The organism is Frondihabitans sp. VKM Ac-2883 (assembly GCF_015350875.1).
GTDB lineage: Bacteria > Actinomycetota > Actinomycetes > Actinomycetales > Microbacteriaceae > Frondihabitans.
Window position 1 is genome coordinate 135,064 of sequence record NZ_JADKSF010000002.1, and the last position, 21,191, is coordinate 156,254.

Here is a 21,191-nt window from a genome sequence, read left to right on the forward strand (position 1 = left end):
GAGAAACGCGCTGCCGACCCCCGCCGATCGGCATGAGTCCGTTCGCCTGGGCGCGGATCTCCTTCAAATTCGGGTCAGGCGGCGGCCGCGGGCGCGAACTGGGCAGCGCGGCGCGCAGGACGCAGGCTGACGCGGAACGACCGCGGCACGTCGGCCCCTGCGGCGATGAGCTCGCGGCCGTCGCGCGGGTCGCGGAGCGGCAGCTCCCCTGAGAACAACGGCACGGTGGTATACCCGGCGGCGGCTTCGCGGGCTGTGACGAGGGGCAGCGCGCGGCGGCTCAGGGGCAGCGCGATCGCACCGGCGAGCAGCAGCACGAGCGGCAGCCCGACTGGCGAGAGGTCGGCTCGGCCACTGGCGGCGACCGCCAGCACGGCCCCGACCAGGCTGAGCACGCCGAGGCCCACGAACGCGACGGCGACCACGGTGACGAGTGACCAGATGTAGGCGGAGGTGCCGCGGACGAGTCCGGTGACGGGGTTCATGCGCAGCTCACTTCTGCCGGGTGACGAGCCGCAGGATCCTGCGCTCCTCTGCCAGATTAGGCACCGCCCGCAACCCGGCGCGCCTCCACGTTGGGGTGGCACCCGCGCGGGGGATGCTCGCGAGGCCGGCACCGACCCGCATGATCGGCACAAACCCTCGCGATCGGCACAGACCCTCGTCGTCGGCAGTCGAGGTGCCCCTAGGTCCACCTCAGCAGCCGACTGCGAGGGTCTAGCCGGAGGATGCCTCGCTCAGGCGAGGCCGAGCTGCCGCAGGATGCCCTGCTCGTCGGTCGACCCCCACCGGTCGGAGGCCTTGCCGTCGGTGAAGCCGATCACCTGCACGTTGCGCACAGTGAAGCGCTTGCCGGTCGCTGCGTGCCCCTGGTACTCGCCGGTGTGGGTAGCCGAGAGGTCGGCGATGGTGATGTACTTCGTCGGCGTCACGATGGTCTCGAGCTCGGTGCGCTCGACGTCGCTGAACGAGGTGCCGAACTGCTCCCAGAACCAGGCGATTCCGCCTCCTCCGGCGGGCTGCCCGTCGGCCGGGTCGTGGTCGACGAAATCGACGTCGAACCGGTCGCCCATCTCGAGCGAGGTGTCGCGCATCCGCGCCAGCGCGTCGATTGTGGCCTGGCCGCCCTCGGTGATCTCGGTTGCCATGGTAGATCCCTTCTCGCCGTGCCCGCGTGGCGACGGCTGTCGTCTTCGCCGAGTCAACGCCCCGCGTCGCCTAAGGGATCAGGATCCGGGGGACGCCGCTCGGCTAGGCGACCTCGCCGTGTCACGTGTCGCGGTCACACCCTCGCGCCGCGGCAGGTGGGCCAGTCCGCGAGACGTAGTACGGCGAGCGGCGAGCGGCGAGCGGTCAGGCGCCCTGCACGTCGAACGCATCCGCCCGCGCGGGGCCGAGGTCGGCGAGGGCGGCGAACGCGGGGCGAGGCGCGTCGACCTCGGTCTCGAACAGCACGAGCTCGTTGACGCCCGAGCGAGTCGCCGGGCCGGGCACGTAGAGGGTGCGCTGCGGCCCGTCGCTCCAATACCGTCCGAGTGGGAACCCGTTCACGAACGCGACACCCTTGCCGAGGCCGCCGCTGTCGAGGAACAGGTCGGCGGGAGCCTCGAGCGAGAACTCGAAGCGCGCGATCCCGGGCCCGACGAGAGGCATTAACGACACCAAAGGATCCGCCCCGACCCCGCTCGCTGCCAGCAGATCGAGGTCGAGCGGAAGTGCGGTCCACTCGGCGGTGTGCCCGTCCACCGTGACCTCGCCGATCAGCCCCTTGGGCTCGCCGATCCGCTGGTCGTAATTGACCCGCCCCTGGTCTTCCAGCAGCACGATGAGCTCGGCGCCAACGGGCAGAGCCAGGCGTCGATCGCCGCGGGCCCGCTCGAGCACGCCGATGCGAACTCCGTCAACGAAGACGATGGCGCGGTCGCGCACCTCGCCGACCTCGAGCACGTGGCCGCCGGACTCGCCTGACGTCGGCGAGCCAGCGTCGGGCAGCGCCGCACGGAGCATGAGGTAGCCGCGGTAGACGCCGAGCTCGTCGAAGGTCGGCGCTGCGGACGCGGGGGCGAAGTGGCCAAGTCGACCGAGGACGCCGAGCAGGGGCGTCGACCCGGCCACTTCGACGGCCGGCACGGGTACCGGGGTGTGAGCCGGCGGATCCTCGATGCTCCTGGGGTCGTCGAAGTCGAGATCGGGCACGTCGGTGTACTTCGCGAAGACCTCGCGGAAGGCGAAGTACTTCTCAGTGAGCCGGCCCGCTTCGTCGATCGGGGCGTCGTAGTCGTAGCTCGTGATCGTCGGCTCGTAGACGCCCTTGTCGTTGGCCCCGTTCGTGAAGCCGAAGTTCGTGCCGCCGTGCACCATGTAGAGGTTGACCGAGGCCCCGAGGGCGAGCAGCTCGTCGAGATCACGCGCCTGCGCCTCGGCGGGCGTCGTGTGGTGCACGCCGCCCCAGTGGTCGAACCAGCCGTTCCAGTACTCGGAGCTCATCAGCGGCCCCGTCGGCTGCGCGGCACGCAGGGTGGCCAGGCGTTCGGGGCTACGGGAGCCGAACGAGCCGGTCTTCAGCAGGTCGGGCAGCGAGCCGTTGTGGAGCATGTCGGGCTCGGGCTGGTCGACCGTGGTGAGTGGAACGTCGATACCGGCGTCGCGGGTGAGGTCGACAAGGGCGCCGAGGTAGGCGGCGTCGGAGCCGTAGGCGCCGTACTCGTTCTCGATCTGGACGAGCACCACCGGCCCGCCGTGGTCGATCTGCCTCGGCACGACGATCTCGTAGACGCGCCGAAGATAGGTTTCGACGGCCGCTAGAAAGAGGGGCTCCGAGCGGCGGACGCCGACGCTCGGGTCGCGGAACAGCCAGCCGGGAAGGCCACCGTTGTCGTACTCGGCGCAGATGTAGGGGCCGGGCCGGACGATGGCGTGCATTCCGGCCTCGTGCACGAGATCGAGGAAGGCCCCGAGGTCGAGCCGGCCGTCGGTGATCCACTCGTCGGGCGTCGGTGCGTGGTCGTTCCACGGCACGTACGTCTCGATGGTGTTGAGGCCGAGGAGCCGGGCCTTGTGGATGCGATCGGCCCAGTGCTCGGGGTGGATGCGGAAGTAGTGGAGAGCCCCGGAGAGGATCCGATGCGGGCGCCCGTCGAGGAGGAAGGCGTCGTCGCCGATCGTGAAGCGGCTCGTGGTCATGGGGTCTCTCTCAGAGTCGGAGGACGGAGAACGGGTGCGACCGAAGTGGTCGCACCCGCTCCGTGACTGTGGTGCTGGTCGAACGCAGTGCTGGTGGGGCTACTTGGCCGTGACGGTGAATCCCTGCTCGTTGCCGTACTTCACGAGCGCCGTCTGCCACGCCTTCAGACCGGTGTTAATGTCGGAGAAGTCGGCGTACGACTGACCGACGGTGTCGGCGTAGATGCTGTTCGCGTAGACCTGGAAGGGCAGGTACTTCCAGCCGGAGGCGACCGAGTCGGACGAGCTCTTGAGCACCTCGTTGATGGCCTGTCCACCGAAGTAGTCGGGCTTCGTGGCGAGGAATTCACTCGAATCGAGCGTGGCGGTCGTCGACGGGAATCCGCCCGAGGCGAGGAACGTGTTGACGCTGTCGTCGCTGGAGTTCAGCCACTTGACGAATCCGGCCGCGAGGGCCTGGTTCTTCGACTGCTTCATGACGACCTGTGCGCCACCGCCGTTCTCGGCCGTGACAGCGGTCTTGCCGTCGTAGGTCGGGATCGGAGCGACAGCCCAGTCACCCGAGCCGGCCTTGGCGCCCGACTCGATGACGCCGGGGAACCAGGCTCCCGTGATCTGGGTTGCAATCTCGCCGCCGGCGAGCTGCTTGTACCAGTCGTCGGTGAAGCCGGGGGTCTGGGCGAGGAGCTTGTTCTCGACGAGCTCGTTCCAGGTGTCGGCCCACTTCTTGGTTCCTGCATCCTGCAGGTTGATCGACACCTTGCTGCCGTCGACCTCGAACGGACGGCCGCCGGCCTGCCAGATCATGCTCGTCGTGAACCCGGCGTCGCCGGTGTCGGAGTTGATGTAGGCCTTGGGGTCGGCCTTGTGCAGCTTCTTCGCGGCGGCGATGTATTCGTCCCACGTTTTTGGCACCTGGATCGAGTACTTCTCGAAGAGCGTCTTGTTGTAGAACATCGCCATGGGGCCGGAGTCTTGAGGCAGGCCGTAGAGCTTGCCGTCGAGCGACACCGAGCCCCAGGTGCCGCTGGTGTACTTGCTCTTCAGGTCGTTGAAGCCGTACTGGGTGAGGTCGGTCAGCGAGTCGGCGAGAGCGAACTGGGGCAGCGCGAAGTACTCGACCTGAGCGACGTCGGGCGCCCCGGATCCTGCCTTAACGGAGTTCTGGAGCTTCGTGTACTCGTCGGTGCCGGTACCCGCGTTGACGAGCTTGACGGTGACCTTCGGGTAGGCCTTCTCGAAGGCCTTGACCTGGGCTGCCGCGGACGGGGTCCACGACCAGTAGGTCAGGGTTCCGCCGGCTTTGAGGGCGGCGTCGACCTGCCCGGCGTTTCCGCCGTCGTTCGACGATCCGCCGCCGCTGTTAGAGCAGCCCGTGAGAGCTGCGGTTACTGCGATCGTGGTGACTGCGGCACCGACGATCGTCCTCAAGCGCTTGTGCATGAGGGGTCCTTTCACTTCGTTGTGTGGGTAGGGAGGGTGGGAATGACTTGTGTGGGTTGGTGGGGGGGGGGATTGCTGGGGGGAAAACTGCTGGTCTACTGCTTCACGCCGCCGGCGCCGAGACCCGACTGCCAGTAGCGCTGGAGGAGCAGGAAGATGATGACGATCGGCACGATGGTGATCAACGAGCCGGTGACGACCAGGTTGTAGATCGGGTCGGCGGCGACGCCGTTCGCCTGCTGCGACCACTGGTTGAGGCCGACGGTCAGCGGGTACCACTTCGGGTCGCTGAGCATGATCAGCGGGAGGAAGTAGTTGTTCCAGGTCGCGACGACCGAGAACAGCAGCACCGTGACGATGCCGGGCGTCAGCAGCCGGATCGCGATCGTGAAAAAGATGCGGATCTCGCCGGCGCCGTCGATGCGGGCCGCTTCGAGCAGTTCTTCGGGGATTGCATCGACCGCGTACGTCCAGACCAGGTAGAGGCCGAACGGGCTGATGAGCGACGGAAGGATGATCGCCCACGGGGTGTTCGTCAGGCCGATGTTCGAGAAGAGCAGGAACGTCGGCACGGCAAGGGCCGTACCCGGGATGGCGATCGAACCGAGCACGATGGCGAACACCGCACGTCGACCGGTGAAGCGGAACTTCGCGAGGCCGTAGCCGGCGAGGGTCGCGAGCAGCGTCGCTCCCCCGGCACCGACCACCACGTAGAGCAGCGTGTTGCGGAACCAGGTGACGAAGATGCCGTTGTTGTAGGTGAAGACCTGCTGGATGTTGTCGAACAGGTGGAACCCGTCGCCGAACCAGAGGCCGAACGACGCCAGCAGGGAGTCTTGCGATTTCGTCGAGTTGACGACGAGGTAGAACAGCGGCACGAGCGAGTAGACGAGGAAGATCACCATGATCGCGGTGAGGCCGCGCGACTTCTTCTCGCGGTAGCCACTGGGGCCGGGCCGGTCACGACGAGAGCGTTTCGACGGACCGCCGGATCCTCGGCCCTGTTCTTCGGGGATGACCTCGGGGCTGGTCAGGGTGCTCATCGGTTCTCCTGTCGCGTGCCGCGGACCTGGACGATGTAGGCGATGACGGCGGTGATGACGCCCATCACGATCGCGACGGTGGCGGAGTAGTTGAACTGCTGGCCAGCGAACGAGAGGTTGTAGGCGTACATGTTCGGGGTGAAGAAGGTGCCGATCACGTTCGGCGCCAGGGTCTTGAGCAAGTTGGGCTCGTTGAAGAGCTGGAAGCTGCCGATGATCGAGAAGATCGAGGCGATCACGATGGCGCCGCGGAGAGCCGGGAGCTTGATCGAGATGATCGTGCGGAGGCTGCCGGCACCGTCGAGCGACGCTGCCTCGTAGAGCTCCGCCGGGACGACGCGAAGGGCCGCGAAGAAGATGATCATGTTGTAGCCCAGGAACTCCCAGGTCACGATGTTGCCGATCGACGTCAGGATCCAGGTCGAGGTGAACGGCTTGAGCAGGTCGCTGCCGAGCAGATCGTTGAACGAGCCGGTGAGGCCGAACTGCGGGCCGTAGATGAAGCCCCAGATGAGGGCGGCGACGACGCCGGGCACCGCGTAGGGCAGGAAGATCGCGATGCGGAAGAAGCTCGCGGCGTGGAGTCGAGCGCTGTCGAGGGCGAGAGCCGCGACCAGTGCCAGAACGAGCATCACGGGCACCTGGATCACCAGGAAGATCAGCACCCGCCCGAAGCTCGACCAGAACTTCGAGTCTTGGAGCAGCTGGATGTAGTTGGCGAGGCCCACGAAGTGGTTGCCGCCGATCAGCTGGTCTCGGAACAGGCTCAGGTAGATCGCGTAGCCGATGGGCACGATCAACATGAGGATCAGCACCACCATGAACGGAGCGACGAACATCCAGCCCGTCTGCTTGCCGCGGCCCGTGCGCCGGCGCTTGCGAGGCGTCGGCTCGAGCCGTGCCGCCTTGGCGCCCGTCAGGGTTCCAGAACTCATCGAAACTTCCTCGTCTCCACGATGTTTACGTCAACATCACGGAGGCGACGCTAGCATGGCAACGTCAACATCGCCACCGACCCGGAGGAAATCGTGACCTCAGCGACACCTTCACCTGCCGCGGGCTCCGCTTCGGGAACAGCCGCGGGCACCGCTTCGGGCTCGGCCGCGGGCACCGCTTCGGGCCCGGCCGCGAAGAAGGCCTCCGCCGCAGACGTGGCGCGCCACGCGGGCGTGTCGATGCAGACCGTTTCGCGAGTCGCCCGCGATCTCGAGAACGTCCAGCCCGCTACCCGCGACCGCGTCCGCGCCTCGATGGTCGAGCTCGGCTACAGCCCGAACCGTGCGGCCCGCGCCCTTCGATCGGGCCGGTTCCACACGATCGGGGTGATCATGTTCACGCTCTCGTCTTTCGGCAACACGAAGTTCTTGGAGGCCATCGCCGAGGCCGCGGGTCTGGTCGGCTACACGATCACCCTCCTTCCCGTCTCGCAGCGCACCCGCGGAGAGGTCACCGGTGCCATCGCACGGCTCTCCGAGCAAGCAGTTGACGGGGTCGTCATCGTCATCGAGGCCGACCTGCTCTCCGAAGACGACGTCGACCTGCCCGCCGACGTGCCGGTCGTGATCATCGACTCCAGCCGCCTCAGCGAACGACCCTTCATCGACACCGACCAGGCCCTCGGCGCCCGGCTGGCCACCCAGCACCTGCTCGACCTGGGCCACGAGACCGTGTGGCACATCGCCGGGCCGCAGACTTTCTACGCGGCGAGGCGTCGCGAGGCCGCCTGGCGCGAGGTGCTCGAGTCGCACGGTCGCGAGGTGCCGCCCCCGTTCACCGGTGACTGGAGCACAGGATCCGGCTACCGCGCAGGCCTCGAAATCGCCCGCCGCCCCGACATCACCGCCGTCTTCGTCGCGAACGACGGAATGGCCCTCGGCCTCCTGCGCGCCTGCCACGAGCTCGGCAGGGAAGTGCCGTCAACCCTGAGCATCGTCGGCTTCGACGACATGACCGAGTCGGAGTCGTTCTGGCCGCCGCTCACGACCATCCACCAGCACTTCGACGAGGTCGGTCGGTCGTCGGTCGCGATGCTCGTGGCGCAGATCGAGCGGACGACGCCGACGCCGGTGACGATGGTGCCGGTCGACCTGGTCGTGCGGGCGAGCACGGCGCCACCGCCCGGCGTCTGAGCCGTTGCGCTGACCGATCTGGTGCCGAGTGCCGCCTCATGCTGTTGGCGGGGGCCCTCAGGCGGCATTTGGCGGCACTCGCTGCACGAGACCGCGGCACTGGTGCCCGGCCCGACCCGCGAGTGTCGCCTTATGCCAACGGCGGGCCGCCAGGCACCGCAGAAGGCGGCACTCGACGGCCCGCCGCGCGAGCAGAACCGGTCAATCGACCTTGGCAGCCGCCGTCTTGATCATGGCGACGTACTTGTCGAGCGCGTACGGCAGGCTCAGCGGCGTGATGACGGTGGAGGCCATTGCGAGCTGCTGGTTGACGTTCGGCACGTACGAGCCGCGCTTCACTGCCGGGATCGACGCATAGAGGGGCTGCTTCTCGATCTGCTTCTGGTTGGCCTCGTCGTTGAACCAGGTGAAGACGATGTCGGTCTTGTCGAGCAGGTTTGCCTTCTCGAGGCCGATCGTCGAGACGAAGGTGCCGGCGGTCTTCGGCAGAGCGGCCGCCGTCTTCTCCTGCGTCAGGCCGAGACCCGCGATGATGTCGACGCGCGGGTCGCCCTTCTGGTAGATCGACAGTGAGCCTGGCTCGGCTGCGTAGATGTAGGTGAAGTTGTACTTCGCGAAGTCGGGGTTCTCAGCGGCCGTCTTGGCGAGGGTCGTCTTGATGCCGGCGATCTGGTCGGCGGCCTTGTCGCTCTCGCCGAGGACCTTGCCGATGATCGTCATCTCGTCGCTCCACGAGGTACCCCAGGCCTCACCGGGGTAGGCGACGGTCGGCGCGAGGGCGCTGAGCGTCTTGTACTGCTTCGCCGTGATGCCCGACTGCGGGGCGATGATCACGTCGGGGTTTAGCTCGGCTAGGGCCGTCATGTCGATGTCGGGGTAGACCGCGAAGGTCTTGGGTAGAGCGTCGCCGCGCTTCTCGATGGCCGAGGTGACCCAGGGGTAGTTCTTCTCGGAGTCGCCACCCCAGGTGACCTCCTCGATGCCGACAGGCGTGGTGCCGAGCGAGACGACCGTGTCGGCCGCACCCCAGCCGATGGTGACGACGCGCTTCGGCTTCGACTCGATGGTCGCGCCGCCGAGGGCCGACTTGATCGTGACTGGGAAGGCGTCAGAGGCCGATGCGCCCGACGTGCTGCCGGATCCTGCGTCGGACGACGTGCTGCAGGCCGCGAGTGAGAACGCCAGGGCTGCTGCGGCCACGACGGCGATTCCTCGACGGAGAAGTTTCTGAGACAAGGGATGGTGCCTTTCGGATTGGGTGCCGTGCCACCGTATTAGGTAAGGCTTACTTAGGCAAGCCTGACCTAACGGTGTCGAGAGACCCGTGCGCGTCGAGATACCCGGCGCGAAAGGTCTAGCCCCGGCCCGCTACGACGGCCAACAGCGGCGCCATCCGTCGCGGCACGACCTCGGAGAGCGCGATCGTGGTGTTGGTGCGAACGATTCCGCGGATCCTGAGGATCGCCCCTGTCACGCGCCGCAGATCGTCGGTCGACGAGGCGACCACCCGCGCGAGCATGTCGCTGTCGCCCGTGATCGCGTGGACCTCGACGACCTCGGGCAGCGCGAGGAGGCCCGCGACGGCGTGCTCCTCGTCGGCCTGGCTGATCGCGATCGACACGAACGCCATCAGCGGGCGCCCGAGCGACGCCGGGTCGAGGCGTCGGCTCTGCGCGCCGAGCACGCCGTCGTCGACCAGCCGCCGTCGCCGGGAGTGCACGGTGGTGCGCGAGAGGCCGAGGGCTCGGGCGAGGGCCACGTCAGAGATGTCAGGATCCGAATCCAAGACCTGGATGAGTCGGGCGTCAACAGAATCGATGGTCACCTAGGCATTCTGCACGGCGTCGTGCGTTCTACAGCCCATTCTGCGTAATAGCCCGCTGGTGAGTTGCGCGAACAGGGCTCGCTACCCAGCATTGAGGCCGTGACCCGGATCCTCGATGCCTCGACCGCCGCCCTCGCCGCGACCCCGCCTGAATCGAGGCACTCCGTGCTCGAAGACGTGATGGGCATCGCGACCGGCACGCTCGCCGCATCGCTCGGCCTCTCTCTGCTCAAAACGGCCGGTGTCGTCACGGGCGGCACAGCCGGGCTCTCGCTGCTGATCAGCTACGCCGCGCCGATCCCGTTCGGGGTGCTGTTCTTCGTCGTCAACGCCCCGTTCTTCGTGCTGGCCCTCTGGAAGAAGGGGTGGCTGTTCACCCTCAAGACGGCGATCTCGGTCGCTCTCGTCTCCGTGCTGTCGTCGGTGCACGTCGCCGCGCTCGACGTGTCGAACCTGTCGCCGGTGTACGCGGTGATCGTCGGGAACGTGCTGGCGGGCCTCGGCATGATCGTGCTGTTCCGGCACGGGGCGAGCCTCGGCGGATTCAACATCGTCGCCCTGATCGCGCAGGAGCGTCTCGGCTGGCGGGCCGGCTATGTGCAGATGGCGTTCGACGTCGCCGTCGTGCTGGCCGCACTCACTGTCGTGCCGGCCTGGCTCGTGCTGCTGTCGGCCGTCGGGGCCGTCGTCATCAACCTGATGATCGCGCTCAATCACCGGCCCGGGCGCTACTCGGGCGTGCCGCGCTGGAAGTAGGGCGCGGCGCTGACCGCCGACGAGCGCTAGCGTGACAGCCATGGCCGACACGTTCGACATCCTGCACCTGAGCGACACCCACCTCGCGGCCGGCGACATACGCCACTACGGCCAGGTCGATACACGCGAGCAGCTCGACCTCGTTCTGGCCCGGGCGTCGACGATCGAGCGCCTCGACCTCGTCGCCTGCACCGGCGACCTCTCGGACGACGGATCACCCGAGTCGTACCGCCACCTCCGCGACACCGTCGAGCCCTGGGCTGCAGCCCGCGGCGCCCGCGTCGTCTATGCGATGGGCAACCACGACCTCCCGGACGGATTCCGCGAGGTCCTGGCCCCCGGCGCCGACCCGCTTCGAGGCGTCATCGACGTCGACGGTGTTCGGGTTATCACGCTCGACACGTCGATCCCGGGCAAGGGCTACGGCCGGGTCGGGGCCGGGCAGCTGGCCTGGCTCGCCGACGTCCTCGCCGCGCCCGCCGCACGCGGAACCGTGATCGCCATGCACCACCCGCCGGTCTCCGCCGAGACACCCCTGCTCGCGGCCCTCGAACTCCAGGATCCGACGGACTTCGCCGCCACCATCACCGGAACCGACGTCCGCCTGGTGCTCGCCGGCCATTACCACCTCGCGCTCCTGGACGAGCTCGCGGGGGCCCACGTCGTGGTCAGCGGCGGCGTCACCAACCAGGCCGACCTATTCGCCGCGCCCGACACCGAGGGGGCCTTTCGGGGTAGTGCGGCGAGCGTCGTGAAGCTTCGGGCTGACGGGACCACTCGGATCCTGCCGTTTACCGCCCCCGTCGGCGCCCCGATCTTCGACCTCGATGCGGCGACTGTGGCGAGTATCGCGGCGGAGGCCGGCCCAGCGTCGGCGTAGCGCTTGCAAATGTGAAGGAGAAACTGCCGCTCGACCCCGCCGGATCGTGATGTTTACGCTCGCGCCGACGCGTTTCTCCTTCGAATTTGCAGCCGCCGGGCCGCCGCAGTTGGTCCTCGCCGAGATCGTAATAGTGGTCGGGTGCAGGCGACGCCAACTGCGATCTCGGCGGGCCGCACGCGCACGCCAACCGCGCCTGGCCGATCAGCGGTCGGCGAAACGGGAGGCGTAAGCACGGCGACTCGTCTTGCCGGCGTCGGAGCGCACTGGGTCGTGCACCACGTGCACCCGCGAGGGGCGCCGCTCGGGGTCGAGACGTGACCGGGCCCACTCGAGCAGGGCCGAGGGATCCTCGTCCTGGCCCGCGACGTCGACGACGACCTCAATGCGCTGACCGAGGTCGTCGTCGGGCACCCCGAAGGCGACGGCTGACCGCACCGAGGGGTGGCCCTCGACGACGCGCTCGATGTCGGTCGGAAGCACGTTCACGCCGCCGCGGAGAATGACGTCGTCGGCTCGGTCGGCGATGAACAGGTAGCCGTCGGCGTCGACGTGACCGAGGTCTCCGAGGGTGTCCCAGCCATCCGGATCGCGCCGCGACGAGCCGCCGAGATAGCGGTAGGTCGGCGAGCCCTGGCGTCGCATCCAGATGAGGCCGGTCGAGCCGACGGGCAGCGAGCGAGGCGGGTCGTCGAGAGCGCGGATCGACACTTCTGTGCCACCGATCGGGAGACCGACGCTGCCGGGGCGACCCAGCCACTCGCCGCCCCGGATCATCACCAGCCCGTTCGATTCGCTGCCCGCGTAGAGCTCGACGAGGGTGTCTGCACCCCCGGGCACAGCCTCGACCAGCCAGGCGACGAACGCGCGTTTGAGCTCGGGAGCGCAGGGCGCCCCCAAGTGCAGCACGGTCTCGAGCGACGACAGGTCGGCCGCGGCACGAACGTCGGCGGGCAGACGCAGCAGCCGGTGCATCATCGTCGGCACGACGAGCATCCAGGTGACCCGGTGCTGAGCGATGGCCGCCACCACACGCCGCTCGTCGAACCGCGGCAGGATCACGAGCCGTGCCCCGGTGAGTAACGCCCGGAACGAATAGGTGAACGTCGCCGAGTGCACGAGCGGCCCGGCCACGAGGTGCACTCCCCCGAGCGGCAGGAAAGCGGCGACGGGCTGCGAGGCGTCGAGCAGGGCGGGTGCCGTCGCGAGCACGATCTTCGGCCGGCCGGTGCTGCCCGACGAGGTAGGCGCCTTCCACGACGCGGCCCAGGCGTCGTCGAGCAGCTCGTCCGACAGAGACGGGTCGGGCAGGTGCCCGGCAGCGACCCAGGCAAGAGAAGGATCCGCGGACTCGTACCCGACAATCAGCCGTGCCCCCGCCAGCCGACCGAGCTCGGCCCGCTCCCGCGCGTCGAGCCCCGTCGACACCGGCTGCGGCGTCGCCCCGAGCTTCCAGATCGCGGCGCACACCACGATCACCTCCACCGTGTTCGGAAGGGAGACGGTGACGAGGTCGTCCTGCCCGACACCGCGTAAGGCGTAGTCGCGCGCGAGACGATTCGACTCTCGGTCGAGGGCGACCGCTGTCAGCGATCGGTCGTCGTCGATGGCGACGACACGCTCCGGGTCAGCCTCGGCGAGCGCCGTGATGATCCGCGAGATCGACTGCCTGGCCACGGTCACCGCCCTCTCCGACGCGCGCGTAGAACACCTCGTGGAGCGCGGCGACGTCGTCCCAGTCGTGGCCGGCGGCGAGGGTTCGCCCGGCTTCGGGATCGGGGGCGGCGCCGTCGAGGGCAGCGGCGAGCTGTCCGGCGATCGCCTCGACATCCGAGGCGTAGAGCACGGTGTCGCCGAAGACCTCGCGGAGCACGGGCAGATCGCGGGCGACGACCGGCACCGAGGCGGCGAGCGCCTCCATCGCCGCGAGACCGAAGCCCTCCTTGGTCGACACAAAGGCGAGAGCGGCGGCCCCGGCGACGAGCGGGGCGACGTCGGCCTCGTCGAGCACGCCGAGGATGAGGGGGTCGAGGCCGAGTTCTTGCACGCGGGCGTCGAATGCGTCGCGGTAGGGCCGGTAGTCGAACAACGTCTCGCCGCCGCCGAATACGAGCCGCGTCGCCGGGTGCGTGACGCGGAGCCGAGCGTAGGCCTCGATCAGATCGAGGCTGCCCTTGCGCGGCTCGATGCCGCCGAGGGCGAGGACGTAGGTGCCGAGATCCGGTGGGAGTGAGTGCGGGCCGGCGGATCCTGCGCTCTGCCGACGAGCGGAAGCCGCCGCCGCGAACCGGGCCGCGTCGACGCCGTTCGGAATCACCGTCGGCACAAGGCCCCAACCGTCGTGCACTTCACTGGCGACCGCCGCCGAGACGCAGATCCGGGCGATCGGGTCGCGGACGGCACGCTCGTGGCAGGCGATCAGCTCGGGCGTCGTGAACTCGTCGAGGTGGTGGATGGTGCGAATGCAGCGGCCGACCGCATTGGCCGAGATGCAGTCCTGCGCGTGAACGATGTCGTAGTCGACCGCCGCCGGCTCGAAGGCCCGGCGCATCTCGACGATGGATCGCTTGATCCGCTCCCCCACGCTCTCGTCGTCGCGCGCCTCGAACGGCACCACGCGAAGCGTCACCGAGGGGTCGACGTCGCGGAAGAACACCGTGTCGCCGCCGCGGCCGAGCGTCCAGACCGTGACGTCGTGCCCGCGTCGGGCGAGCGCCTCGGCGAGGGCCAGCGTGTGCACGACGCCGCCGCGGGGCTTCGTCGAGTAGGTGACCTGAGCGATGCGCATCAGGATCCCGCGGCTCGGTAGGTGCTCTCGCGGCGCTGGTCGAGGTGGTTCATCGTGCGGCGGGCTCTCGCCACGTCGGTCGCGACGTCGGCGGTCGCCACCGCGAGCCCACCCTTGGCCCAGGTCTTCGCGATGATCTCGCCAGCTGGGTCGACGACCTTCGCCTGCCCGAGAAATCGAAGGCCCCCGAGCACTCCGGTCTGGTTCGACGACACCAGGTAGACCTGGTTCTCGGCGGCGCGGGCGCAGTCATAGAGGTCGAAGAGGTGCGCCTGGCGGTCGTTGCGGATCCGATCCGAGCGGTCGGTGACGCTCGCCGGCCAGGCGCTCAGGCAGGCGAGGATCTCGGCGCCGTCGAGCGCGAGCGACCGTGCCGCCTCGGGAAAGGTCTTGTCGAAGTCGATCATCATGCCCACCCGGCCGACGGGCGTGTCGAACGAGCCGAACGAGCCGCCCGCGTCGTACGCCTCCGACTCGCCGAGCGGCAGGTGCACCTTGCGATGAGAGCCGAGGATCCGGCCGCCCTGCACGCAGACCGCCGAGTTGTAGCGGCGCTCGACCCCGCTCTCCACTGCCCGCTCGGCCACCCCGAAACAGACGGTCAGGTCTCCTGCCAGCTCGGCCACCGCCTGCACTTCCGGTCCGGCGATTTCGACCGCGGGCGGCAGCGAGTCGGGGCCGGGATGCTGCAGATCGAGGAGGTACCCGCCGAGGGTCGCGTCGGGCAGCACGAGAAGGTCGACGCCGCGGTCGCGCGCCTGGTCGAGGATGCCCGGCAGCTTCTGCAGGGTTCGCCCGACGTCTCGACCGAAGTGCGCGGCCACCGCCCCCATCGTGATGCTGCCCATGCCCCGAGGCTAGCCGGAGACGGAGGCCGGTTCGCGAGCGCTTTCTGCCGTTCGGGGCGTTCGCGAAGCAACGACCGACGACGCCACGTGCTCGGCGTCGCGCGCGATCGCCTCGAAGCGGCCGGAGCCCCACGTGTGCAGCCACGGCAGGCCGAGAAAGTGGAGGCCCGGAGTACCCGTCGCGCCGTGCTGGTGCGTGGGGTGCCCGGCTCCGTCGAAGACGCCGACCTGCACCCACGAGTAGTCGGAGCGGAAGCCGACCGCCCAGACGACGCTGGTGATGCCGGCCTCGGTCAGGTCGAGCGACGTGGTCTCCGTCTCGGGTCGCCACACCGGCGAGTAGCGCTCCTCGGCGGGGGCGTCGATCCCCTCCCGGGCAATGAAGCGGTCGATATCGGTCTTGATCGACTCCATCACCGAGTCGGCGTGGTCGAGCGAGGCCTCGGCCGTCGGCGCGAACGTCAGCGCGTGGTCGACGAGACCCTCCAACCGGCCGTAGAGGTGCATGCCGGCGCGGGCGAACTCCCGGAAGTCGATGTCGCGGCCCCCGTCACGGCCGGTCATGTAGTGGTTGGTCGACTCGCGCTTGGTGAGGCCGCCGACCTGAGCGTGCACGGGGATGTCGTAGACACCCATATCGCTCAGCCAGGCGATGCAGTCGCGCCCCCGGTAGAAGCGGGCGCAGCGGGGCGCGGTGCCGAGAGCGACGTGGACGTCGCGTCCGGCGAGGAAGAGGTCTTCGGCGATCTGGGCACCCGACTGGCCCGACCCGACGACGAGCACCGAGCCCTCCGGCAGCGCATCCGGCGACCGGTAGTCGGCCGAGTGGATCTGCACGACGTCAGAGGGCATGCGCCCCGCCATCGCCGGAAGCACCGGCTGGTGGTAGCCACCGGTCGCGACGATCACCTGGTCGGCCGTGACGGTGCCGCGGTCGGTGACGATCTCGAAGCCCCCGCCGTCGGTCTCGCGGAGCCTCGTCACGAGGACGTTCTCGACGACCGGCGCATCGAAGGTCGACGCGTAGCGCCGCACCCAGGCGTGCACCTCGTCGCGCTTCATAAAACCGTCGGGGTCGTCGCCATCGTAGGGATAGCCGGGGAGCACGCACTGCCAGTTCGGCGTGACGAGGGTGAAGGCGTCCCAGCGGCGATCTTTCCAGTCGTGGCCGATCGTGTCGCGCTCGAGCACGAGGTGATCGACGCCCGCCCGGGTGAGGTGCCAGCTCGCCGAGAGTCCGGCTTGCCCGGCGCCGACCACGACGACCTCGAGGTGAGCGCCGTCGACCAGCTCGCGGCTCACGCCGAGGCCCCGGTCGATCGGGCGGGGAATGCGGCCTGGTCGACCGGTAGCGGACGGGCCATTCGCAGGATCCTGACCTCTCCGCCGTCGAAGTCGGCCGCCTTCTTGTGGATCTCGCTCTTCTGCTGCAGCGCCGAGGTGCAGACGAAGCCGAACTTGGCGCGGACGCGATCGCTCGCCAGGTCGAGGGCCGCCGAGGACCTCTCGACGAACTCCTGCAGCGGATAGTCGGCGCCCTCATCGAGGAAGTCGTGCATCACGAGGCTCGGCGAGTAGCAGGCGACCTCGGTGCCGTCAGGCCAGCGCACCCGAAAAGTCATCTCAGGCATGCGCGAGCACCTCCGTCTCGGCCAGCTGCGTCGACGAGTCGGCGAGCTGCGCGGCTGCAGCACGCGCGGCTTCGTCGCGAGCCTCGGCCTCGCCCGTCCGGTAGGCGTCGGGCCGCCGGTCGCGCAGATGGAACATGCCGCCGCGCATCGCCCGGAAGCTCTCGTCGACGTCGATGGTGGCGACCGCCATGCCCGAGCCGAGCAGCGTCGTCGCCAGGATGTTGCCGCCCGGATCGACGACCTTGGCGTTGCCGACGTAGCGCAGCGAGCCGAACGTGCCCGACTGGTTCGACGCCATCCAGAACACCTGGTTGTCGAGCGCCCGCGCCATGTCGAACAGGTTGAAGCGGTACGTCCAGCGATCCTCCTGGAGGTTCTCGGCGGTGGCCGTCCGGGCAGCGGGCCAGGCCGACATGCTGATGATGATCTCGGCGCCGTCCATCGCCAGCGAACGTGCCGCCTCGGGGAATGCCTTGTCGTAGCAGATCTGCAGACCGATGCGACCGACGGGGGTGTCGAACGCCTCGTAGGTGTCGCCCGCCGAGTACGACATGTGCTCGCCGAGGGGCTGGTGCACCTTACGGTACGAGCCGTAGATGGTGGTGCCGTCGAGGCAGACGGCCGCGTTGTAGCGCGTCTCGCCGTCGTCGCCGAGCTCGCAGAATCCGACGGCTACGACCAGGTCGCCGACGATCTCTTGCACCCGCCTGATCTCGGGTCCGTCGAGGCGGATCGCCGGCGGGAGCGAGCGCGACGTCGTCTTGACGGTGTCGCCGTGGTTGCCGAGCGACGAGAGGTACCCACCGATGGCGGCCTCGGGGAGGGCCAGTAGCTGGACGCCCTGCTCGCGGGCCTCGGCGACCAGGCTCTCGATGAGCGCGTAGTTCTGTTCGAGGTCTCGGGTGAAGTTCGCCGAGACGCTGGCGACGGTGGTGGCCATCGAAGACTCCTTGCGGCTGATCGGTGGAGCGGACACGCAGGATCCTGCGGTGCAGCTAGTCAACGTCAGGTCGTGTTTCGAATTGGTTTCGCCCGGAATAAGAGTGCGTTTCGGCGGGAACATGCAATCTGCCCGAAACCAGTCGGCAACACGGGCGGCAAAGACTCGTTCTCGTACGGCTCCCCGAATCAGATCATCACGACTCTCGACCCGCTAGGAGACACCCATGAGCGACATCGACATCGACCAACAGATCCTCGACAACATCGAGACGTCCCGTAACGAGATCCCGCACCCCTCGCAGCCCAAGGGCACGAACATGTACGGATCGACCAAGATCTTCCCCGACTACAAGGCCGAGAAGAGCGAGTACTACTTCCAGCTCGTCCACGGCATCGCGCACGAGTCGTCGGTGTCGTTCGTCGCCACGCTCCAGGCCATCCGCGCCCTCCGCAAGGGCTTCACGAGCGTGCTGTACTTCTACGGCCCCGGCTCGATGAACTGCATCGCCAACCGCGGATTCCCGACGACGGGCGCCGACGGATTCCCCGGCGAGACCAACATCAACAACGCGCTCGAGACCTTCATCAAAGAGGGCGGCACGGTCTTCTGCTGTCGCTTCGGCCTCGCCCTGCACGGCAACCGCGAGGAAGACCTCATCGAGGGCGTCATCCCCTGCCACCCCCTCGACGTGCAGGATGCCGTCATCCACTACGCCCGCAAGGGCGCGATCATCAACAGCACCTACATGGTCTGAGCGGGCGACCCCGTGACCATCACCAACAACGCGTCGCAGCTGTCGACGCGGGTCGACATCGCGATCAGGGGTATTCGGGTCGCGGCGCCGGTGCACCGCGAGGGCGGCGCCGGCCCCTCCGACGACGGCCACGTGCTCTTCCAGGGAATGCAGTCGGCGATCCCCGTCAACCAAGAGAGCCCGTACCTCGTCGACGACGGCAAGCTGCTGCTCGACGGCGAAGACACGGGCATCGAGGTGTCGCCGGTGGCACGGCCGAAGTTCTACGACCTGGCCACGGCCGACGGCGTCTCGTACGAGCAGATCGCTCGGCTGCACGGCGCGAAGGTGCTGGCGACCACCGTCGTGCAGACCTGCGTCCGCTACGACCCGGCGGAGCGCTGCCGCTTCTGCTCGATCGAGGAGTCGCTGAAATCGGGCTCGACGGTTGCCGTCAAGACCCCGGCGATGATCGCCGAGGTCGCCGAGGCCGCCTGGCGTCTCGACGGCGTCGAGCAGATGGTGATGACGACCGGAACCTCGAACGGTCGTGACCGCGGAGCCACCCACCTCGCCCGGTGCGTGCGCGCCATCAAGAAGGCCGTGCCCGACCTGATGATCCAGGTGCAGTGCGAGCCACCCGCCGACCTCCAGACCATCACCGACCTGTACGAGGCCGGAGCGCGCTCCATCGGCATCCACGTCGAGTCGATGGACGACGACGTGCGCCGGCGCTGGATGCCCGGCAAATCGCGTGTCTCGCTCGACGAGTACCGCGCCGCCTGGCGCGAGGCCGTGCGGGTGTTCGGCCGCAACCAGGTGTCGACCTATCTGCTCGTCGGCATGGGCGAGGATCCCGACGAGATGGTCGCCGGAGCCCAGGAGCTCATCGACATGGGCGTCTACCCCTTCGTCGTTCCGTTCCGCCCACTCCGCGGCACGCTCGCGACCGACGTCGACAAGGTGCCGGCTCCGCACCGCTCCGTGCTCCACGACATCACGTCGCGGGTGTCGGAAGCGCTGATCAGAGCGGGCATGCGCGGGTCTGACCAGAAGGCGGGCTGCGCCGCCTGCGGCGCCTGCTCAGCCCTGCAGACCGCGGGAGGGTGACGTGAGCCTGATCGACGTGCCGGCGCTGATGGGGCCGAGTGAAGTGCTCGGCGCGACGGAGTCGGATCCTGCGCTCTCCCCCTTGGTGGTACGGGCCGAAGGATCCGACGTGGCCGCGTACCGCAGAATCCGTCACGACGCGTTCGTGGCCGAGCAGGCAATCTTCTCCGGCACCGATCGCGACGACCTCGACGACGATCCGCGAACGATCGTGCTCGTGGCACGGGTGGGCGCGGAGGTTATCGGGGGTGTCCGGATCGCTCCCGCCACCGCGATCGACATCGGCTGGTGGACGGGAAGCCGACTGGTCGTGGCACCCGGCGCCCGGGGTGCCGCCGGCATCGGGTCGGCGCTCGTTCGCGCGGCGTGCGCTCTGGCCGAACAGCTCGGCGTGATCCGATTCGACGCGACCGTGCAAGAGCGCAGTTCGATCCTGTTTCGGCGGATCGGGTGGGAGACGACCGGAACCACCGTGATCGGCGGGGTCGACCACCGGCGTATGCGCTGGCCGATCGGACGATATCAGTGGCTCGTCGACGCGACGAAGTCGCACCTGGCGGCGCTGCTAGAGCCCGGGTCGCTGTCGTCGGCCGATCCTGGGGCGTCGCTCGGGTCGCTGTCGTCGGCCGGGTCGCCGTCGTCGTCCGGGTCGCCGTCGTCGATCGGGTCGCTGTCGTCGCTCGGCGGCGCGGGCTGGCTGGGCGACGACGGGGCGCCCGTACCTGGCACCGATGTGATCGCGGCGTGCGACGCGATCCTGCCGTCGATGGTCGAGCGCGATCCCGAGTGGGCTGGCTGGTGCGGTGTGCTCGTCAACGTCAACGATCTGAGTGCGATGGGTGCCGCGCCCGTCGGGCTCCTCGACGCGGTCGCCGGTCGTGACGCCGCGTTCGTGCGTCGCGTGTTGGCCGGAGTCCGTCGCGGTGCCGAGGCCTGGGGCGTTCCGCTGCTCGGCGGACACACGCAGGTCGGTGCGCCCGCGTCCCTCTCGATCACCGCTCTAGGCCGCACCTCGACGCCGGTACCGGGCGGCGGCGGCCGACTCGGCGACGCACTGAGCCTCACGGTCGACGTCGGCGGCTCGTGGCGGCCCGGCTACTCGGGGTCGCAATGGAACTCCACCGAGGCACGACGCTCAGGCGAACTGCGAGACCTCGCCGGCACGGTCGCCCGGGCCCAGCCCGCCGCGGCGAAAGACGTCAGCATGGCCGGAATCGTCGGCACCGTCGGCATGCTCGCCGAAGCCAGCGGGTACGGGGCGGTGATCGAGGTGGGGGCTGTGCCCGTGCCTGGTTCTAGTGCCGCTGGTGGTTCTGGTGCTGCTGGCTCGGTCTCGATGGGGTCGGTCTCGATGGGCTCGGTCTCGATGGGCGACTGGCTCGGCTGCTTCCCCGGCTTCGGCATGGTCACGGCTGACCGGGCCGGGCGCTCACGCATGTCGTCGCCCTACGCCGTCACCGCCGAGATGGGCGAACTGACCACGTCGCCCGGCGTGCGGCTGCGATGGCCCGACGGTGAGACGACGCTTGCCGTGAGCGGTGGCGTGACCGGTTTGGGGCCGGCCTAGCCGATGCAAATTCGAAGGAGATTCTGCCGCTCGACCCCGTCGGATCCTGATGTTTCTGTCCGCGCCGGCGCCTTTCTCCTTCGAATTCGGGAGCGCGCCCGGGGCTAAAACCCCAGCAGCTACTCGAGCAGGATCCGCGACACCCCGCTCGGAGCCGACGTCACCACCCGCACCTCGCCTCTGCCGTCCCCGAGATCGCAGTAGGCGTCGGGTACGGGCGACCACAACTGCGATCTCGGCGTACGACTCCGGCGACGCGGCCAAAGCCGGCGAGCCACCAGTCCTCATGAGCAGCCGGGAAAGGCGGGAGAC

Annotated in this window: 20 protein-coding genes; 6 read left to right on the forward strand and 14 right to left on the reverse strand. The window is 68.7% G+C overall.

All coding sequences use genetic code 11. From position 1 onward, the window contains the following. Nucleotides 1-74: 74 nt before the first annotated feature. The 6 genes from ITJ49_RS04175 to ITJ49_RS04200 all read right to left on the reverse strand — a co-directional run bounded on the left by ITJ49_RS04175 (nucleotide 75) and on the right by ITJ49_RS04200 (nucleotide 6,604). Nucleotides 75-485, reverse strand: coding sequence for a hypothetical protein (locus tag ITJ49_RS04175; protein ID WP_055960386.1), 411 nt, complete (start codon nucleotides 483-485; stop codon nucleotides 75-77). 252 nt (nucleotides 486-737) lie between these two features. After that, nucleotides 738-1,148, reverse strand: coding sequence for an ester cyclase (locus tag ITJ49_RS04180; protein ID WP_055960389.1), 411 nt, complete (start codon nucleotides 1,146-1,148; stop codon nucleotides 738-740). Nucleotides 1,149-1,353: 205 nt separating this feature from the next. Then, a complete protein-coding gene (locus tag ITJ49_RS04185; protein ID WP_194601797.1) occupies nucleotides 1,354-3,183 on the reverse strand; it encodes a beta-galactosidase family protein in 1,830 nt (609 codons plus the stop codon). Between the two features lie 99 nt (nucleotides 3,184-3,282). Further along, nucleotides 3,283-4,626, reverse strand: a complete 1,344-nt coding sequence (locus tag ITJ49_RS04190) for a sugar ABC transporter substrate-binding protein (RefSeq protein WP_194601800.1) — start codon at nucleotides 4,624-4,626, stop codon at nucleotides 3,283-3,285. Nucleotides 4,627-4,721: 95 nt separating this feature from the next. Further along, nucleotides 4,722-5,669, reverse strand: coding sequence for a carbohydrate ABC transporter permease (locus ITJ49_RS04195; RefSeq protein WP_055960399.1), 948 nt, complete (start codon nucleotides 5,667-5,669; stop codon nucleotides 4,722-4,724). Beyond that, on the reverse strand, nucleotides 5,666-6,604 hold the full coding sequence (locus ITJ49_RS04200; protein WP_055960402.1) for a carbohydrate ABC transporter permease: 939 nt from the start codon (nucleotides 6,602-6,604) through the stop codon (nucleotides 5,666-5,668). The genes ITJ49_RS04195 and ITJ49_RS04200 overlap by 4 nt, the downstream gene beginning before the upstream one ends. A gap of 93 nt (nucleotides 6,605-6,697) precedes the next feature. Here ITJ49_RS04200 and ITJ49_RS04205 point away from each other — a divergent pair, with 93 nt between their 5' ends. Continuing rightward, nucleotides 6,698-7,798, forward strand: coding sequence for a LacI family DNA-binding transcriptional regulator (locus ITJ49_RS04205; protein WP_194601803.1), 1,101 nt, complete (start codon nucleotides 6,698-6,700; stop codon nucleotides 7,796-7,798). A 201-nt stretch (nucleotides 7,799-7,999) separates the two neighbouring features. On the opposite strand, the gene ITJ49_RS04210 is transcribed toward ITJ49_RS04205, so the two are convergent. Then, entirely contained in the window at nucleotides 8,000-9,034 is a 1,035-nt protein-coding gene (locus ITJ49_RS04210) for an iron-siderophore ABC transporter substrate-binding protein (protein ID WP_194601807.1), read from the reverse strand. Nucleotides 9,035-9,152: 118 nt separating this feature from the next. After that, the gene (locus tag ITJ49_RS04215; protein ID WP_370544362.1) at nucleotides 9,153-9,623 is read right to left on the reverse strand and encodes an Lrp/AsnC family transcriptional regulator; all 471 of its coding nucleotides are present in this window, start codon (nucleotides 9,621-9,623) and stop codon (nucleotides 9,153-9,155) included. Nucleotides 9,624-9,803: 180 nt separating this feature from the next. Between ITJ49_RS04215 and ITJ49_RS04220 the strand changes: the two genes are divergently transcribed. Together ITJ49_RS04220 and ITJ49_RS04225 are read left to right on the forward strand one after the other, a co-directional pair. Further along, the gene (locus tag ITJ49_RS04220) at nucleotides 9,804-10,379 is read left to right on the forward strand and encodes a YitT family protein (protein ID WP_084816162.1); all 576 of its coding nucleotides are present in this window, start codon (nucleotides 9,804-9,806) and stop codon (nucleotides 10,377-10,379) included. A gap of 40 nt (nucleotides 10,380-10,419) precedes the next feature. Further along, nucleotides 10,420-11,259 carry a metallophosphoesterase gene (locus ITJ49_RS04225; RefSeq protein ID WP_194601810.1) on the forward strand — a complete coding sequence of 280 codons (840 nt, stop codon included), beginning with the start codon at nucleotides 10,420-10,422 and terminating at the stop codon, nucleotides 11,257-11,259. A gap of 204 nt (nucleotides 11,260-11,463) precedes the next feature. On the opposite strand, the gene ITJ49_RS04230 is transcribed toward ITJ49_RS04225, so the two are convergent. Genes ITJ49_RS04230 through ITJ49_RS04255 form a run of 6 tightly spaced genes read right to left on the reverse strand, consistent with a single transcriptional unit; the run spans nucleotide 11,464 to nucleotide 17,466 of the window. Next, nucleotides 11,464-12,942, reverse strand: a complete 1,479-nt coding sequence (locus ITJ49_RS04230) for an AMP-binding protein (RefSeq protein ID WP_194601813.1) — start codon at nucleotides 12,940-12,942, stop codon at nucleotides 11,464-11,466. Then, nucleotides 12,887-14,047: an MSMEG_0565 family glycosyltransferase gene (locus ITJ49_RS04235; protein ID WP_194601816.1), complete on the reverse strand. Its 1,161-nt coding sequence runs from the start codon at nucleotides 14,045-14,047 to the stop codon at nucleotides 12,887-12,889. The genes ITJ49_RS04230 and ITJ49_RS04235 overlap by 56 nt, the downstream gene beginning before the upstream one ends. Further along, nucleotides 14,047-14,895 (reverse strand): carbon-nitrogen hydrolase family protein, encoded by an 849-nt coding sequence (locus tag ITJ49_RS04240; protein WP_194601820.1) that lies wholly within the window; start codon nucleotides 14,893-14,895, stop codon nucleotides 14,047-14,049. Before ITJ49_RS04240 ends, ITJ49_RS04235 begins: the two co-directional genes overlap by 1 nt. Before the next feature lie 9 nt (nucleotides 14,896-14,904). Continuing rightward, nucleotides 14,905-16,197: an MSMEG_0569 family flavin-dependent oxidoreductase gene (locus tag ITJ49_RS04245; protein WP_370544363.1), complete on the reverse strand. Its 1,293-nt coding sequence runs from the start codon at nucleotides 16,195-16,197 to the stop codon at nucleotides 14,905-14,907. Beyond that, the gene (locus tag ITJ49_RS04250) at nucleotides 16,194-16,526 is read right to left on the reverse strand and encodes an MSMEG_0570 family nitrogen starvation response protein (protein WP_194601823.1); all 333 of its coding nucleotides are present in this window, start codon (nucleotides 16,524-16,526) and stop codon (nucleotides 16,194-16,196) included. Before ITJ49_RS04250 ends, ITJ49_RS04245 begins: the two co-directional genes overlap by 4 nt. Further along, nucleotides 16,519-17,466 carry a carbon-nitrogen hydrolase family protein gene (locus ITJ49_RS04255; protein WP_194601826.1) on the reverse strand — a complete coding sequence of 316 codons (948 nt, stop codon included), beginning with the start codon at nucleotides 17,464-17,466 and terminating at the stop codon, nucleotides 16,519-16,521. The genes ITJ49_RS04250 and ITJ49_RS04255 overlap by 8 nt, the downstream gene beginning before the upstream one ends. 226 nt (nucleotides 17,467-17,692) lie before the next feature. Between ITJ49_RS04255 and ITJ49_RS04260 the strand changes: the two genes are divergently transcribed. From ITJ49_RS04260 to ITJ49_RS04270, 3 genes are read left to right on the forward strand one after another with little or no spacing between them, the layout of a single operon-like run. Beyond that, entirely contained in the window at nucleotides 17,693-18,223 is a 531-nt protein-coding gene (locus ITJ49_RS04260; RefSeq protein ID WP_055960425.1) for an MSMEG_0572/Sll0783 family nitrogen starvation response protein, read from the forward strand. Between the two features lie 12 nt (nucleotides 18,224-18,235). Then, nucleotides 18,236-19,312, forward strand: coding sequence for an MSMEG_0568 family radical SAM protein (locus ITJ49_RS04265; RefSeq protein WP_370544364.1), 1,077 nt, complete (start codon nucleotides 18,236-18,238; stop codon nucleotides 19,310-19,312). 1 nt (nucleotide 19,313) lies between these two features. After that, the gene (locus ITJ49_RS04270; protein ID WP_370544365.1) at nucleotides 19,314-20,879 is read left to right on the forward strand and encodes an MSMEG_0567/sll0787 family protein; all 1,566 of its coding nucleotides are present in this window, start codon (nucleotides 19,314-19,316) and stop codon (nucleotides 20,877-20,879) included. Nucleotides 20,880-21,191: the final 312 nt, after the last annotated feature.

Coding starts and splice junctions, on each gene's coding strand:
- ITJ49_RS04175 (WP_055960386.1), bottom strand. CDS start 485: ATGAACCCCGTCACCGGACTCGTCCGCGGCACCTCCGCCTACATCTGG.
- ITJ49_RS04180 (WP_055960389.1), bottom strand. CDS start 1,148: ATGGCAACCGAGATCACCGAGGGCGGCCAGGCCACAATCGACGCGCTG.
- ITJ49_RS04185 (WP_194601797.1), bottom strand. CDS start 3,183: ATGACCACGAGCCGCTTCACGATCGGCGACGACGCCTTCCTCCTCGAC.
- ITJ49_RS04190 (WP_194601800.1), bottom strand. CDS start 4,626: ATGCACAAGCGCTTGAGGACGATCGTCGGTGCCGCAGTCACCACGATC.
- ITJ49_RS04195 (WP_055960399.1), bottom strand. CDS start 5,669: ATGAGCACCCTGACCAGCCCCGAGGTCATCCCCGAAGAACAGGGCCGA.
- ITJ49_RS04200 (WP_055960402.1), bottom strand. CDS start 6,604: ATGAGTTCTGGAACCCTGACGGGCGCCAAGGCGGCACGGCTCGAGCCG.
- ITJ49_RS04220 (WP_084816162.1), top strand. CDS start 9,804: ATGGGCATCGCGACCGGCACGCTCGCCGCATCGCTCGGCCTCTCTCTG.
- ITJ49_RS04225 (WP_194601810.1), top strand. CDS start 10,420: ATGGCCGACACGTTCGACATCCTGCACCTGAGCGACACCCACCTCGCG.
- ITJ49_RS04235 (WP_194601816.1), bottom strand. CDS start 14,047: ATGCGCATCGCTCAGGTCACCTACTCGACGAAGCCCCGCGGCGGCGTC.
- ITJ49_RS04240 (WP_194601820.1), bottom strand. CDS start 14,895: ATGGGCAGCATCACGATGGGGGCGGTGGCCGCGCACTTCGGTCGAGAC.
- ITJ49_RS04250 (WP_194601823.1), bottom strand. CDS start 16,526: ATGCCTGAGATGACTTTTCGGGTGCGCTGGCCTGACGGCACCGAGGTC.
- ITJ49_RS04255 (WP_194601826.1), bottom strand. CDS start 17,466: ATGGCCACCACCGTCGCCAGCGTCTCGGCGAACTTCACCCGAGACCTC.
- ITJ49_RS04260 (WP_055960425.1), top strand. CDS start 17,693: ATGAGCGACATCGACATCGACCAACAGATCCTCGACAACATCGAGACG.